Raw genomic sequence first — 15950 nt, 5'->3', positions numbered from 1 at the left:
TTCCATCATGACGGCTGATCCGTCTTCGAAATTTCAAAGTGCCGGGAGCTTCCCATGCTGCTGATCTATTGCCCCTATTGCGAGGAAGAGCGTTCCGAGCTTGAGTTCCGCGGCGCGGGTGACGCCCATATCGCGCGCCCCACCAACATCGCTGATATCTCGGATGCAGAGTTCGAAGCGTTCTTCTTCCTGCGCGATAACCCGAAAGGGCTGATCTTTGAGCGCTGGCGCCACATCAACGGCTGTGGCCGCTTTTTCAACGCGGCACGCGATACCGTCAGCGACAAGTTCAAAATGACCTACGAGGCCGGCCAGTCGAAGCCGGATCTTGACGCTGCTGCAACAGTCACTGCCCCCGTCGAAACCTATGAAGCTACGGAGTCCGACGCGAAATGAGCGGCGCAAATCGTATTCCCGGCGCTGGTCGCCTGACCCCCGCAAGAACTGCCCGGTTCTCTTTCGACGGCAAGAGCTACGGCGCGCTCGAAGGTGACACCGTCGCCTCGGCGCTACTGGCAAACGGCGTTCATCTTGTCGGCCGTTCGTTCAAGTATCACCGCCCTCGTGGCGTCGTTTCGGCCGGCCCGGAAGAGCCCAACGGCCTGATCGGCGTCGAGCGCGATGCCGCGCGCAAGCAGCCGAATGTGCGCGCCACAGTGCAGGAAGTCTTCGACGGCATGAAGACGATCTCCCAGAACCGCTATCCGTCGCTCTCCTTCGACGTGGGGTCGATCAACAACCTGCTGTCGCCCTTCTTTGCCGCCGGCTTCTACTACAAGACCTTCATGTGGCCGAAGCAGGCCTGGAAGCATATTTATGAGCCGCAGATCCGCGCGGCTGCCGGTCTTGGCGTTGCGCCGACGGAAGACGATACGGATCACTATTCCAGCCGCTACGCCCATTGCGACGTGCTGGTGATCGGCGGCGGTATTGCCGGGCTTTCGGCGGCGCTTGCGGCGGCGAAGACCGGCGCCCGCGTCATCGTCTGCGACGAGCAGCCGGAAGTCGGTGGCGCGATGCACTACGACAAGAGCGTCACTGTCGATGGTGTCGATGGCTTCACGTGGGCGCAGAAGACGGCGGTTGATCTCGCCAAGATGTCGAATGTGACGGTGCTGCCGCGTACGACGGCGTTTGGTTACTACGCCCAGAATTTCGTTGGCCTTGTCGAGCGTGTCACCGATCATGTCGCCAAGCCCGATCGCCGCCTGCCGCGCGAGCGGCTGTGGCAGGTCCGCGCCAAGCGCGTCGTCATCGCGACCGGCGCTATCGAGCGCCACATGGTTTTCGCCAACAACGACCGTCCCGGCATCATGCAGGCGTCCGCGGCGCGCACCTACCTCAACCACTTCGGCGTTGCCGTCGGCCGCAAGGTTGGCGTCTATACCGCCAACGACTCGGCCTATGAAGCGGCCTTCGACCTGAAGCGTGCGGGCGTAACCGTTGCCGCCATCGTCGATTGCCGCGAAAAGCCGGGTGAGGCCGTTCTGGCAGAAGCCCGCGCGCTGGGAATCGAGGTGCTGACGGGTCATAGCGTTCTCTCGACTTCCGGCAAGCTGCGGGTTGCCGGCATGTCGGTTGCCCGCAACGGTTCGAGCGCCAAGCGCAATATCGCGATCGACGCGCTGTTGACCTCGGCCGGCTGGACGCCTTCGGTGCATATGTTCTCCCAGTCGCGCGGCAAGGTCGCTTATGATGCCGAGAGCGGTTCGTTCCTGCCGGGCGTCTATGCGCAGGATTGCCTTTCCATCGGTGCCTGCAATGGCACGACGGATCTGCAGGCCACCATCGAGGAAGCGCTGGCAGCCGGCGAGCTGATGGCCAAGGCTTCGGGCTTTGAAGCCACGGGCAAGGTCGAGCTGCAGGCGACGAATGCTTTCCAGTGGACCGGCGGCATGTCCGGTGCTGCGGAAGGTGCCGGCGAAGACACGACGGTCAAGGCCTTCATCGACTTCCAGAACGACGTCTGCGCCAAGGACATCCGTCTGGCTGTGCGCGAAGGCATGCACTCGATCGAGCATATCAAGCGCTTCACCACCAATGGCATGGCGACCGATCAGGGCAAGCTTTCCAACCTGCACGGTCTGGCGATTGCAGCGGAAACGCTCGGACGCGGTATCCCGGAAGTGGGCCTCACCACTTTTCGCGCGCCGTACACCCCGGTTACATTCGGCACGCTGATCAGCCATTCGCGCGGCGAGCTTTTCGACCCGACCCGCAAGACACCGATGCATGCTTTGGAAGAAGCCGAAGGCGCCGTGTTCGAGGATGTCGGGCAGTGGAAGCGCGCCTGGTACTATCCGCGTGCTGGCGAAGACATGCACCGGGCTGTCAACCGTGAGTGCAAGACCGTTCGCGAAACGGTCGGCATGTTCGATGCCTCGACGCTCGGCAAGATCGAGGTCGTCGGCCCGGATGCGGCAACCTTCCTCAACCTGACCTACACCAACAGCTGGGATACGCTGAAGCCAGGACGCTCGCGCTACGGCATCATGCTGCGCGAAGACGGTTTCGTTTATGACGACGGCGTCGTCGGCCGCATGGCGGAAGACCGTTTCCATGTGACGACGACGACCGGCGGTGCCGCCCGCGTCATGAACCATATGGAAGACTATCTGCAGACGGAATTCCCTGAACTGAATGTCTGGCTGACCTCTGCCACCGAACAGTGGGCCGTCATCGCGGTTCAGGGGCCGAAGGCTCGCGAGGTCATTGCGCCGCTGGTCGAAGGCATCGATCTTTCCAACGAGGCTTTCCCGCATATGAGCGTGCGCGAAGGCAAGATTTGCGGCGTGCCAACCCGGCTGTTCCGCATGTCGTTCACCGGTGAAATGGGCTTCGAAGTCAACGTTCCCGCCGATTTCGGCCCAGCCATCTGGGAAGCGATCCGCGCGGAAGTCGACAAGGCTGGCGGTTGCGCCTACGGCACCGAGGCCATGCACATCCTGCGCGCCGAAAAGGGTTACATCATCGTCGGGCAGGATACCGACGGCACTGTCACCCCCGATGATGCCAGTCTCGGCTGGGCCGTCGGCAAAAAGAAGACCGATTTCGTCGGTATCCGCGGCCTGAAGCGGCCTGATCTCGTTCGCGAGGGCCGTAAGCAGCTTGTCGGGCTCCTGACGAAGGACCCGAAGGTTGTATTGGAAGAAGGCGCGCAGATCGTTGCGGATCCGAACCAGCCGAAGCCGATGACCATGCTCGGTCACGTCACCTCGTCCTACTGGTCGGAAAACGCCGGGCGCTCGATTGCGCTGGCGCTGGTCGCCGGTGGCAAGGCGCGCCTCGGCCAGACGCTTTATGTGCCAATGCCCGACCGCACCATCGCGGTCGAGGTAAGCGAGATGGTGTTCATCGACAAGGAAGGAGTGCGGCTCAATGGCTGATCTCGCAACGCGCACATTGGCGCTTTCCGGCTTTCACGGCGGCTCTGCCTCTGCATCCGTCTCGCCTGCCGCTCCGGCACGTCGACTGTCGCTGCGGGCAAAGCCGGACGCTGTTGCAGCACTTTCGGCCGCCCTCGGCGTCCAGCTGACGACCCGGCCGAAGACATCTGCCTCGTCTGGTAGCCGTCACGCCCTCTGGCTCGGCCCGGATGAATGGCTGATCATCGACGAGACCGAGGCCGACCTTCCGGCCGCGGCCGCTTCGAGCGGCGTGCTGCACTCCGCTACCGATATCTCCCATCGTAACACGGCCTTGTTCGTCAAGGGACGGGGTGCGGAAGTGACGCTCAACAGCGGCTGCCCGCAGGACCTGTCATTGGCAGTCTTCCCGGTCGGCGCCTGCTCGCGCACGGTCTTCGGCAAAGCAGAGATCGTGCTGATGCGCACGGCGGAAGATGCATTCCGGGTGGAGTGCTGGCGCTCGTTTGCGCCTTATGTTTCGGGGCTTTTGGCCGAAGGCGCGGAAGATTCCGGACATTGAGAAGCCGGATTCGGCGCGCTAGGCGCCGCATCTTCCTTCTCCCCGCAAGCGGGGCGAGGGGACGACGGTGCTCAGGCGTCCGCAGGCCGATCTTTCGGATCGAACTGTATGATCGTCAGCCAATTCGCCGTCAGGGCCGGCTTACGTTCACCTTCGATATCCACCGTCACATCGTAAGTGACCATGATCATGCCGGCGCCGCGGAAGCGGGCTTCGGCCATCGTGAAGCGACCGCGCACCCGCGCGCCGCTCTTCACCGGTGTCATGAAGCGCACTTTGTCGAAGCCATAGTTGATGCCCATGGTCTGCTCACGCACCCTGGGCAGGCAATTGAAATTCATGGCAGACAGCAGGGAAAGCGAGAGGAAGCCATGGGCGATCGTGCCGCCGAAGGGGGTTTCCGCCGCCGCGCGCACCGGGTCTGTATGGATGAACTGATGATCGTTGGTCGCATCGGCAAAACCGTCGATGATTGTCTGAGATACGGTAATCCAGTCGGAGATTCCAATCTCCTTACCAACCAACCCTTTGACATCCGAAAGCGAAATTTCCTGCGGCATGAACTTCCCTGAAATGAAGGCTCCCCTGCGGCTGTTATATTCCGCGGGATGGAGTTCCCGCAATTGCCGTAATTGTGGGGAGATCAATAAATTTCGGCGTGAAAACTGACACTTCTGGCAGGCGTGATCCCCGGCTTTGCCGCTTCTTCTCCAAGCAGCGCCTGCCAGCTTGCGTCGTCTTTTGCGGCGAACCTTGTGGCGTGGGGCGCATGGGACCGGTTGATGGCGATGGCGAGGCGGGTAGTTCTCTCCTGCAGCGCATCATTGGTCGCAATCATCATCACGAGCGTATCGGTCTGCGAGCTTTCCCAGTCACCGACCGACATTGGTTCGCCATCAAAGCGCAGCCACTCGACATCGCCATTGCCGATGAAAAAGGCTTGCTCGCGCAAGCCGTCGAACCGGGCGCGGATGGCCGACAGTGCCGCCGTGTGCTCCACCAGACGGTCATCCAGCGCCGCCCAGTCGACATAGGTAATGTCATTGTCCTGGCAATAGGCGTTGTTGTTGCCACCCTGGCTACGCCCACCTTCATCGCCGGCTGACATCATCACGGTACCGCGGGTCGCAAAGAGGGTGGAGAGCAGGCCTTTCACATCCCGCTTTCGCCAGCCAAGAACTTCGGCATCGTTGGTCTTGCCCTCAATGCCATTGTTCCACGAATAGTTCTCGTTGTGCCCGTCGCGGTTCTCCTCACCATTCGCTTCGTTGTGCTTCTCGGCATAGGAAACGAGATCCATCAGCGTGAAGCCGTCATGTGCGGCGATGAAATTGACGCTGCGGGTGTTCGTCAGGCCATGGCGGGAAAAGATATCGGAGGAGCCGGCAAGCACCGTGGCGAGTGCCCCGACGGTGTGCTCGTCGCCGCGCCAGTGACGGCGGATATCGTCGCGGGCGCGGTCGTTCCACTCCAGGAACGGGGGTGGGAAATTGCCGAGCTGATAACCGCCCGGGCCAATATCCCAGGGCTCGGCGATCAGCACGCGATCCTTGAGGACAGGATCGGCCAGCATCTCCTGTAGCAGTGCGGCATCCCGGCTGAAGCCGCCCATGTCGCGGCCGAGGATCGAGCCGAGATCGAAGCGGAAACCATCGACACCGGCGGAAAGAACGAAATGCCGGAGGCTGTCGAGGATCAACCGACGCACGACGGGGTTGTCGCAGGCAATGGTGTTGCCGCAGCCGGTATCATTGATCAGATTGCCCGGCTGGTCCGTGGCGTGGCGATAGTAGGTGAGGTTATCGAGTCCGCGCATCGACAGGTTCGTGCCCCAGCGGTCGCTTTCGCCGGAATGGTTGAAGACGAGATCGAGGATCACGCCGATACCTTCTTCGTGCAGGGCATCGACGGTCTCGCGCAATTCCCGGACACCGCCGGGAACAAGGCGTGGATCGAGCGCCATGAAGGCGATCGGGTTATAGCCCCAGCCGTTGGAAAGCCCGAGTGACGGCAGGTGGCGTTCGTCGATCCAGGCTGTGATCGGCATGAGTTCCACGGCAGAGACGCCGATACGCTTCAGATGGGCGATGATGGCCGGATGCGCGAGTGCTGCAACGGTGCCGCAGATAGCTTCCGGCACGTCCGGGTGACGCATGGTGAAGGGCTTGGCCGCGACCTCGTAGATAAGGCCGCCGGGCGTGAAGTGTACAGGTTCCGGCTGATGACGGGAGGGCTCGATGACGATGGCGCGCGGTACGAGATCGGTCGTGTCCTCGCCGAAATGCATGAGGTGAGCGTCGTGCCGGAACGGGCGATCAAGTTCGATTGCATAGGGATCAACCAGCAGTTTGGCGGGATCGAACCAGAGGCCTTGGTCGGGTTCATAACGGCCCCAGGCGCGGTAGCCGTAGCGCGTGCCGGCACCGGCATCCGGGACTGTCAGTCGATGAACATTATCCTCGCCGCGCTGCATCGGCAGGCGGCGCAGCTCCTGTTCTCCGGTTTCATCGAACAGGCAGAGTTCAATGCCGCTGGCCGTCGCCGAGAAGACGGAAAAGGTCGTGCCGTCATCACCAATGACGGCGCCGAGTGAGGACGGGGCGGTGATGTTCGACATGAAACTACCTGCTGTCTTGGCGAAGGATATTGCGTCTATGGCCGGATTTGCATTTCCCGAAGTCACTCCATCGCTATGAAGCGTTCTGTCGTCCCCTCTCCCCGCTCGCGGGGAGAGGGATATGCCGCCCTTCTCGCGTTCCCCTAAATTCTATAACCACTCGGTTCAGGTAATGACGCTCGGTTCCGTGCGGCCGGTTCTTTCCTTGATGCCGGCAATCTCGTCGGCAACGGCGATCAGATCGGCCAAGGCTTCCTGCGTGTCGATATCGTGACGGCTGGAATCGGGTTCGTAGCGCTCGATATAAACGCGCAGTGTTGCACCCGATGTGCCGGTGCCGGAGAGGCGGAAGACGACGCGCGAGCCGCCCTCGAACAGGATGCGGATGCCCTGGTTGTTGCTGACCGACTTGTCGACCGGATCGTTGTAGGAGAAGTCGTCCGCCGTTGCGACCTTGAGCGCGCCGAAGTTTTTGCCGGGCAGGGTGGAAAGCTGGGCACGTAGCGCGTCCACAAGCCCGTTGGCGGCCGCTGAATCGACTTCTTCATAGTCATGGCGGGAATAGTAGTTGCGGCCGTAGATCATCCAATGCTGGCGGGCAATCTCCTGCACGCTGTCCTGGCGCACAGCGAGAATGTTGAGCCAGAGCAGGACCGCCCATAGACCATCCTTTTCCCGCACGTGGTTGGAGCCGGTGCCCGCACTTTCCTCACCGCAGATGGTAACAAGACCGGCATCCATCAGGTTGCCAAAGAATTTCCAGCCGGTCGGGGTCTCGTAGATGCCGATGCCGAGCTTTTCCGCGACGCGATCGGCAGCCGCCGATGTTGGCATCGAACGGGCGATGCCGGCGAGGCCCTTGGAGTAGCCGGGTGCAAGCTGGGCATTGGCAGCAAGCATGGCAAGGCTGTCGGAAGGCGTGACGAAGATGCCCTTGCCGATGATCAGGTTGCGGTCGCCGTCGCCGTCGGAGGCGGCGCCGAAATCGGGCGCGTTGTCGCCCATCATCTCTTCATAGAGGGCACGGGCGTGAACGAGGTTCGGATCGGGATGGTGGCCGCCGAAATCCGGCAGCGGAATGAAATTGAGCACCGAGCCCTTGGCGGCACCGAGACGGTTCTCGAGGATTTCCTTGGCATAGGGGCCGGTGACGGCGCTCATGGCATCGAAGACAATGCGGAAGCCGCTCGACAGAAGGCGGCGGATCGCACCGAAGTCGAAAAGCTGTTCCATCAGTTCGGCATAATCGGCGACGGGATCGATGACGACGACTTCCATGCCCTCGACGTCCTGGCTGCCTTCGCTGTCAAGATTGATGTCGGCGACATCAGCTATCTTGTAGCTGTCGATGGTCTTGGTCCGTGCATAGATCGCGTCGGTCACCTTTTCCGGCGCCGGGCCGCCGTTGCCGATATTGTATTTGATTCCGAAATCTTCCGTCGGGCCACCGGGATTGTGGCTGGCAGAGAGCACGATGCCGCCGAAGGCCTTGTATTTGCGGATGACATTGGAGGCCGCAGGCGTCGACAGGATACCGCCGCGACCAACGAGCACACGGCCGAAGCCATTGGCGGCGGCCATCTTGATGGCGATCTGGATGACTTCGCGGTTGTAGTAGCGGCCGTCGCCACCGATGACGAGCGTTTCGCCGTTGAAACCGTCGAGGCTGTCGAAGATCGACTGGATGAAGTTCTCAGCATAGTTCTTCTGCTGGAAGACCGGCACCTTCTTGCGCAGGCCGGACGTGCCGGGTTTCTGGTCGTTGTAAGGTGTCGTGGTCACGGTTTTGGTCATGGTGTCAGCCTTTCGCAAGAAGCCTTGAATAGAGCGCGGCGTAGCGGCCGGCACTCAGATCCCAGGAAACATCGGATTTCATGCCCTGAACCTGCATACGGTTCCAGGCCTTTAGGTCATTGTAGAGAGTGAAAACGCGTCGCAGCGCCTGGCGCAGTCCATCCGCAGTCACGGGGGAGAACTGGAAACCGGTCGCGACACCGGCGGCGAGGGCTGCCTCATTGGCGTCGATTATGGTGTCCGCCAGTCCGCCTGTGCGTGCCACGACGGGCACACAACCATAGCGCAGGCCGTAAAGCTGGGTGAGGCCGCAGGGCTCGAAGCGGGACGGGATAAGGATCGCATCGGCACCGGCCTGCATCAGGTGCGAGAGCGGCTCGTCATAGCCGATGACGATGCCGACCCTGCCGGGATGACGGGCAGCTGCCAAGAGGAAGGCGGCTTCGAGCGCCGGATCGCCGGAGCCAAGAATTGCGAGCTTGCCACCGTTCTCGACGATATCATCGACCACCTCGGCGAGCACATCCATGCCCTTCTGCGATGTCAGGCGGCTGACGACGCAGAAGATCGGCCCCGGGGTGAGGTCGAAGCTGAAACGGGCGGCCAGAGCCTGCTTGTTGGCTTCACGCTTCTTGATGCTCGACGCACCATAGGCCGTCTTGAGATTGGCGTCGGTTTGCGGGTTCCAGACGCCCGTGTCGATGCCGTTGACGATGCCCGAGACAGAAGAAAGTCGCGCAGCAAGCAGGCCTTCGAAGCCCATGCCGAATTCCGGGGTCAGGATTTCCTGTGCATAGGAAGGACTGACCGTGGTGATGGCGGTCGCCGTTTGCAGCCCACCCTTCAGGAAGCCGACATCGCCGTAGTATTCCACGTAATCGACGGAAAAGGCCTGCGCGGGCAACGCAAGCTCCGGAAAGACATCCGGGCCGAACCGTCCCTGAAAGGCGATATTATGGATGGTCAGCACCGATGGCATCAGGTGGGCGGGGCCGAATTGCATGTAGACCGGGGTCAGCGCCGCCTGCCAGTCATGCACGTGGACAAGGTCCGGTGTCCAGCTGGGCAGAATGCCGCCGGCGATTTCCGCTGCAGCCAGCGATAGCCCGGCGAAGCGGCGAAAATTGTCGGGATAGTCGCGGCCGGCGCGGTCGACATATGGCCCGCCGTCACGCTCGAAGAGATGCGGAGCATCAAGCACGAGAAGATCCAACCCCTCGTGATCGACGGCGAGGACGGAGGCGGGAGCACCGAAGAGATTGGGAAATCCTCCGACGACCTCATGAGTCTTGATCGTGCGCATGACTGCTGGATAACCCGGCATCAGCGTGCGCATCCTGACGCCGAGCGGCATTAGGGCGCCCGGCAGGGCGCCCGCCACATCGGCAAGGCCACCCGTCTTGACGAGCGGAAAGACCTCCGAGGCAACCGAAAGGACCTGCATTGCTACATGCCCAGCTTGTCGATCATCGCCTGGGTAATCAGGCAGATACCGTTTTCGGAGCGACGGAAACGCTTGGCGTCGAATTCGGGATCATCACCGACCACCAGGCCTTCCGGAATGACGACGCGCGCGTCAATCACCACGTTGTTTAGCTGAGCATGGCGGCCGATGCGAACATTCGGCAGGATGACCGCGTTTTCGAGCCGCGAGAAGGAGTTCACGCGAACGCCCGTAAACAACATACTGCGGTTCAGCGAAGCACCCGAAATGATGCAATCGCCCGAAACCAGCGAGGACGTTGCAGACCCGCGGCGGTTTTCGTCATCATGGACGAATTTAGCTGGCGGCTTGATTTCCGCGAAAGTCCAGATCGGCCAGGTGCTGTCGTAGATGTCGAGTTCCGGCGTGACGTGGGTCAGGTCAATGTTGGCCTGCCAGTAGGCGTCGATCGTGCCGACATCGCGCCAGTAGGCCTCGCGCTCGAAATCCGAGCGCACGCAGGACTCGCTGAACCGATGGGCGACGGCTTTGCCGTTCTGGACGATGTAGGGAATGATATCCTTGCCGAAGTCGCGGCTGGAGGCCGGATCGGCGGCATCGCGGCGCAGAAGATCCATCAGGAACTTGGTGTGGAAAACATAGATGCCCATCGAGGCGAGCGCCATCGTCGGATTGCCGGGAATCCCCGGCGGGTCCGCCGGCTTCTCGACAAAGGCGATGATCTGGTCTTTTTCGTCGACATGCATGACGCCGAAGCCGGTCGCTTCCATGCGCGGCACTTCAAGGCAGCCGATGGTCACGTCGGCACCGGAATCGACGTGCTGCTGCAGCATCAATTCGTAGTCCATCTTGTAGATATGGTCGCCGGCAAGGATGACCATATATTCGACGCCATGATCCTCGATGATGTCGATGTTCTGGTAGACGGCGTCGGCCGTGCCTTCGTACCACTGCGTTTCGGAAACGCGCTGGCTGGCCGGCAGGACGTCGAAGCTCTCATTTCGCTCGGGGCGCAGGAAGTTCCAGCCCCGCTGCAGGTGGCGGATCAGCGAGTGCGCCTTGTACTGCGTCGCGACCCCGATGCGGCGGATACCGGAATTGAGTGCATTGGAAAGGGCAAAGTCGATGATGCGCGCCTTGCCGCCGAAATAAACGGCGGGCTTTGCGCGTCGGTCGGTCAGTTCCTTCAGGCGGCTTCCCCGACCGCCGGCAAGAACATAAGCCATGGCATCACGGGCAAGGGGCTGCGATCTTTTTTCCATTGGTTTCCTCCCGAAAATTCTTCCTGGGCAAAGTCCGGTTGGTGCCGGATGTTACCCTATTATTGTGTCTTCATACCCAGCCTTGGCGTGACCGGGCTATCAGTCCTGCTCGAGTATCAATGTTGCTAGCGGCGGCAAGGTGATCGAGGCCGATATGGCACCCGAACCGCGCTTGATCGCCTTGACGGCGCCTCCATTGCCTTTACCTGACCCGCCATAGATTTCGGCGTCGCTGTTCAAGATTTCCTTCCAGCGTCCCTCGACGGGAAGCGGAACGTTGTAGTTTTCGCGATAGACCGGGGTGAAGTTGCTGACAACCGCGATCAGCTTCTCGCCGGGTGCCTTGCGCAGCCAGGCATAAACCGAGTTGTCGCGATCGTCGGCAATCAGCCACTCGAAGCCGTCGCCTTCGCAATCGCGGGCGTGCAAGGCCGCCTTGTTGCGATAGGTTCCGTTCAGGTCGCGGATCAGCCGGCGAATACCCTCATGCATCGGATATTCGAGCAGGTTCCAGTCGAGCGCGCGATCTTCCGACCATTCCTGCCACTGGGCAAATTCCTGCCCCATGAACAACAGCTTCTTGCCGGGATAGGCCCACATGAAGCTGTAATAGGCCCGCAGGTTGGCGAATTTCTGCCAGTCGTCACCGGCCATCTTGGCGATCAGCGAGCCTTTACCGTGCACCACTTCATCGTGGGATAGCGGCAGCACGAAATTTTCGCTGAAGGCATAGAGCAGACCGAAGGTCAGGTCGTTGTGATGGTGCTTGCGGTGAATGGGTTCGCGCGAAAAATACTGGAGGGTGTCGTGCATGAAGCCCATGTTCCACTTGAAGCCGAAGCCGAGGCCGCCTTCGTGCACCGGAGCCGAAACCTTCGGCCAGGAGGTGGATTCCTCGGCGATCGTCAGAATGCCGGGATGGCTGCCATAGACCTCGCGGTTCATCGCCTGCAGAAAACGTACAGCATCAAGGTTTTCGTTGCCGCCATACTCGTTCGGCACCCATTCGCCATGCTTTCGCGAATAGTCGAGATAGAGCATGGAGGCGACGGCATCGACGCGCAGGCCGTCGAGATGGAATTTCTCGGCCCAGTAGAGCGCGTTGTTGATGAGATAGGAAAATACCTCGGCGCGGCCGAAATTATAGATCGCCGTGTTCCAGTCCGGATGAAATCCCTGCCGCGGATCCTCATGCTCATAAAGTGCCGTGCCATCGAACCAGCGCAGCCCGTGGGCATCGGTCGGAAAATGCGCCGGAACCCAGTCGAGGATGACGCCGATGCCGACCTTGTGGGCGCCATTGACGAAACGCGCAAAGCCTTCCGGCTCGCCGAAGCGGGCTGTCGGAGCATAGAGCCCGGTCGTCTGGTAGCCCCAGGACGGATCGAAGGGATACTCCGATATCGGTAGAAACTCGATATGGGTGAAGCCCATGTCGACGCAGTAAGGGATGAGCCGCGAGGCGAGCTCGTCCCAGCTCAGCATCTCGCCGTTATCGCTCTTCTGCCACGAGGCGGCATGAACCTCGTAGATCGAGATTGGTTGCCGGCGGGCGTCAGTGCTTGCCCAGTGCGCGCGATGGGCTTCGTCTTCCCATAGCTGGTCGATTTCCGCCGCAGTCATCGAGGCGTTTTTCGGTCGAAGCTCCGAACGGCGGGCGAAGGGATCGGCTTTCAGCGGCAGAAGCTCGCCATTCTTGCCGATGATTTCGTATTTATAGATGGCGCCCTGCTCTATGCCGGGCAGGAAGATTTCCCAGATGCCGGTATCGCGGCGAAGCCGCATGACATGGCGTCGGCCATCCCAGCCATTGAAATCTCCGACCACGGAAACGCGCTGGGCGTTGGGGGCCCATACCGCGAAATGAAAGCCGTCCGCGCCCTCGTGGCTTAGCGGATGGGCACCCATCTTGTCAAACAGCCTGAGATGCGAGCCCTGGCGAATGTAGTAGTCGTCCATCGGTCCGAGGACGGGGCCGAAACTGTATGGATCGATGACGATCCATTCGCCGCCGTCATTGCGTGCACGGTAACGCACGGGCTGCTGCTTGCGCAGGGCAATCGTTCCCTGGAAAAAGCCGCCATCGTCGAGCCGCTCCAGTGTGCCGATTTCCTTGCCGGCCAATGTCTCGGCCGTAACGCTTTCGGCGCCCGGAACAACGCACCGAACGATGAATTCCTTGCCGCTGGCATGAACACCGAGAACCGCGAAGGGATCGCCGTGGGTTCCCGCCAGAAGAGCCGCCATCTCCTCCGCAGCCGGTTTGCGCTGCATGGCGTCTTTCTGTGCGGAAGTCATCCAGCTCTCCAGATTTCCCCGGCATATTGCCGGATGGTGCGATCGGATGAGAACCAGCCCATCCGGGCAGTGTTGCGGATCGTCTTGGAATACCAGCTTCCAGTATCCGTCCAGATCGTGTCGATCTCGCGCTGTGCCTTGGAATAGGCATCGAAATCGGCTGCGACCATGAACCAGTCGTGATTGTAGAGGCCGTCGATGAGGCCGGCAAAGCGATTGCGGTCGTCCGGAGAGAATACGCCGGAAGCTATCGCCTGCAGCGCCTGCGAAAGTTCGCTGGACTGCTCGATGATGGCGCGGGGATTATGACCTTCCGCGCGAACCTTGGCGACTTCCTCAGCGGTCATTCCGAAGATCTTGATGTTCTCTTCCCCCACCCAGTCACGCATCTCGACATTGGCGCCGTCCAGCGTGCCGATGGTCAGCGCTCCGTTTAACGCGAACTTCATGTTCCCGGTTCCCGAAGCTTCCATGCCGGCAGTCGAAATTTGTTCTGAGAGGTCGGCGGCCGGCACAATGATTTCGGCAAGCGAGACGTTGTAGTTCGGAACGAATACAACCTTCAGCAAACCACGCACGGATGGGTCGTTGTTGATCACCTTGGCGACGTCGTTGGCGAGCTTGACGATCAGCTTGGCGTTGTGATAGCTCGGCGCCGCCTTGCCCGCGAAGAGTTTTACGCGGGGAACCCAATCCAGCTCGGGGTGCGAACGGATCTGATCGTAAAGCGCCACCGCTTCGACGATGTTCAGAAGCTGGCGTTTGTATTCGTGGATGCGCTTGATCTGGATGTCGAACATTGCCGACGGATCAAGACGGACGCCCATCCGTGATTGCACAAGCTGCGCCAGTTTGACCTTGTTGCTGCGTTTGATTGCAGCGAATTTTTCCTGGAAGTCCTTCTTGTCGGCAAAGGCGTCGAGAGCCTGCAGAGCCTCCGCATTGTCCATGAACTCGTCGCCAATGGATTCGCGGATCAGGCCGAACAGATCAGGGTTGCACTGCATCAGCCAACGACGGGGCGTAATGCCGTTGGTCTTGTTGTTGATGCGCGCTGGATAAAGCTTGTGGAGATCGGCAAAAACGGTCTCCTTCATCAGTTCCGTGTGAAGGGCCGAGACGCCGTTGACCGAATGGGAGCCGACGAAGGCGAGGTTGCCCATGCGCACGCGCCGTTCGCCGCTTTCGTCGATCAGCGAAATGCTGCGGACTTCCGCGTCGCTCAGGCCCTTTTCCTTGCGGGCTTCCCGCAGGATCTTGGCGTTGATCGCATAGACGATCTGCATGTGGCGCGGCAGAAGCCGCTCAAACAGCGGCACCGGCCAGGTTTCCAGAGCTTCCGGCAGAAGCGTGTGGTTGGTATAGGCGAATGTGTGGCGGGTGATATCCCAGGCTGTTTCGAAATCGAGCCCGTGAATATCCATCAGAAGCCGGATGAGCTCGGACACCGAGACCGCGGGGTGCGTATCATTCAGCTGGATCGCCACCTTGTCGGGCAGCGATGTGAAATCGGGATATTGCTGCAGGTGGCGCCGCAGAATGTCCTGGAGCGAGGCGGACGAGAAGAAGAACTCCTGGCGCAGGCGCAGTTCCTGGCCGGCAGGCGTGGCGTCGGCCGGATAAAGCACGCGGGCGAGGCTTTCCGCCTTGTTGCTTTCGCGTAGCGCGCCGATATGGTCGCCGGCATTGAAGGCGTCGAGCAGGATCGGGTCGATCGGATGCGCTGTCCAGAGCCGCAGCGTATTGGTCCGCTTGCCGCGCCAGCCGACGACCGGCGTATCGCAGGCAGTGGCGATGACACGATCGGCCGGCTTCCAGACGTAACGGGTGATCTCTTCGTCGATGTTGACGGTTTCGACCGAGCCACCGAAGCCGATTTCGTAGGAGCTCTCGCGGCGTTCGAACTCCCATGGATTGCCGTGGGCGAGCCAGGTTTCCGGCAGCTCCACCTGCCAGCCATCCGCCATCTGCTGACGGAAGAGGCCATGGACATAGCGAATACCGTAGCCGTAAGCCGGGATATCGACGGTCGCCATGGATTCCATGAAGCAGGCTGCGAGACGGCCAAGACCGCCATTGCCGAGGGCGGCGTCCGGTTCGAGGCCGGCGATGATGTTGATATCGACGCCGAAGGATGCAAGCGCCTCGCGCAATTCGTCCATCAGACCGATATTGGTGACCGCATCGCGCATCAGACGGCCGATGAGGAATTCAAGCGATAGATAATAAACGCGCTTGGCGTTGGTCGCATAAACCTGCCGGGTGGATTCCATCCAGTTGTCGGTGATGCGGTCGCGTACCACGAGAATTGCAGCGGTCAGCCAGTCGTGCGGTTTTGCGACCTTCGGATCCTTGCCGATACGATAGGTCAGACGCTCGATGATTTCCTGTGCCAGTACGCTTGAACTCGACGCTCGCGGTGCGGCGCTTGGGATCGCCTCATTCGACTGACGGTTCACCATGAAAAGATCGTTCCTTCTTTTGCCTGTCGGGAAACCGGAGGCGAACGCCAACGGAGCATATGAGCAATTTATGCACCGATGCGAAGCGCTTGCAATAAATGTTTTCAAGGGGATGAAATTTCCGGCGCGTGCGCTTTCGAAGGCGG

10 protein-coding genes are annotated in these 15950 nt (G+C 60.8%); 3 read left to right on the top strand and 7 right to left on the bottom strand.

From position 1 onward, the window contains the following. The first annotated feature begins 54 nt into the window (after positions 1-54). Genes QO002_RS19875 through soxG form a run of 3 tightly spaced genes read left to right on the top strand, consistent with a single transcriptional unit; the run spans position 55 to position 3927 of the window. On the top strand, positions 55-396 hold the full coding sequence (locus QO002_RS19875; protein WP_307232816.1) for a sarcosine oxidase subunit delta: 342 nt from the start codon (positions 55-57) through the stop codon (positions 394-396). Beyond that, entirely contained in the window at positions 393-3386 is a 2994-nt protein-coding gene (locus QO002_RS19870) for a sarcosine oxidase subunit alpha (RefSeq protein ID WP_307232814.1), read from the top strand. The genes QO002_RS19875 and QO002_RS19870 overlap by 4 nt, the downstream gene beginning before the upstream one ends. After that, on the top strand, positions 3379-3927 hold the full coding sequence (gene soxG / locus QO002_RS19865; RefSeq protein WP_307232812.1) for a sarcosine oxidase subunit gamma family protein: 549 nt from the start codon (positions 3379-3381) through the stop codon (positions 3925-3927). Before QO002_RS19870 ends, soxG begins: the two co-directional genes overlap by 8 nt. A gap of 71 nt (positions 3928-3998) precedes the next feature. Here soxG and QO002_RS19860 read toward each other — a convergent pair whose 3' ends face one another. From QO002_RS19860 to QO002_RS19830, 7 genes are all read right to left on the bottom strand, one after another. Beyond that, positions 3999-4487, bottom strand: a complete 489-nt coding sequence (locus QO002_RS19860; RefSeq protein ID WP_307232810.1) for a MaoC family dehydratase — start codon at positions 4485-4487, stop codon at positions 3999-4001. Between the two features lie 83 nt (positions 4488-4570). After that, complete coding sequence (gene glgX, locus QO002_RS19855) at positions 4571-6544, bottom strand: glycogen debranching protein GlgX (protein WP_307232808.1); 1974 nt, start codon at positions 6542-6544, stop codon at positions 4571-4573. 165 nt (positions 6545-6709) lie between these two features. Further along, complete coding sequence (locus tag QO002_RS19850; protein WP_307232806.1) at positions 6710-8338, bottom strand: alpha-D-glucose phosphate-specific phosphoglucomutase; 1629 nt, start codon at positions 8336-8338, stop codon at positions 6710-6712. Positions 8339-8342: 4 nt separating this feature from the next. Then, positions 8343-9782, bottom strand: a complete 1440-nt coding sequence (glgA, locus tag QO002_RS19845; RefSeq protein ID WP_307232804.1) for a glycogen synthase GlgA — start codon at positions 9780-9782, stop codon at positions 8343-8345. 2 nt (positions 9783-9784) lie between these two features. Then, the gene (glgC, locus tag QO002_RS19840) at positions 9785-11044 is read right to left on the bottom strand and encodes a glucose-1-phosphate adenylyltransferase (RefSeq protein WP_307232802.1); all 1260 of its coding nucleotides are present in this window, start codon (positions 11042-11044) and stop codon (positions 9785-9787) included. A gap of 99 nt (positions 11045-11143) precedes the next feature. Further along, on the bottom strand, positions 11144-13342 hold the full coding sequence (gene glgB, locus QO002_RS19835; protein WP_307232800.1) for a 1,4-alpha-glucan branching protein GlgB: 2199 nt from the start codon (positions 13340-13342) through the stop codon (positions 11144-11146). Beyond that, positions 13339-15804, bottom strand: coding sequence for a glycogen/starch/alpha-glucan phosphorylase (locus tag QO002_RS19830; protein ID WP_307232798.1), 2466 nt, complete (start codon positions 15802-15804; stop codon positions 13339-13341). The genes glgB and QO002_RS19830 overlap by 4 nt, the downstream gene beginning before the upstream one ends. Positions 15805-15950: the final 146 nt, after the last annotated feature.

The sequence above is a fragment of the Pararhizobium capsulatum DSM 1112 genome, from assembly GCF_030814475.1.
GTDB classification, from domain to species: Bacteria; Pseudomonadota; Alphaproteobacteria; order Rhizobiales; family Rhizobiaceae; genus Pararhizobium; species Pararhizobium capsulatum.
This window is presented reverse-complemented; position numbering and strand designations above follow the sequence as displayed.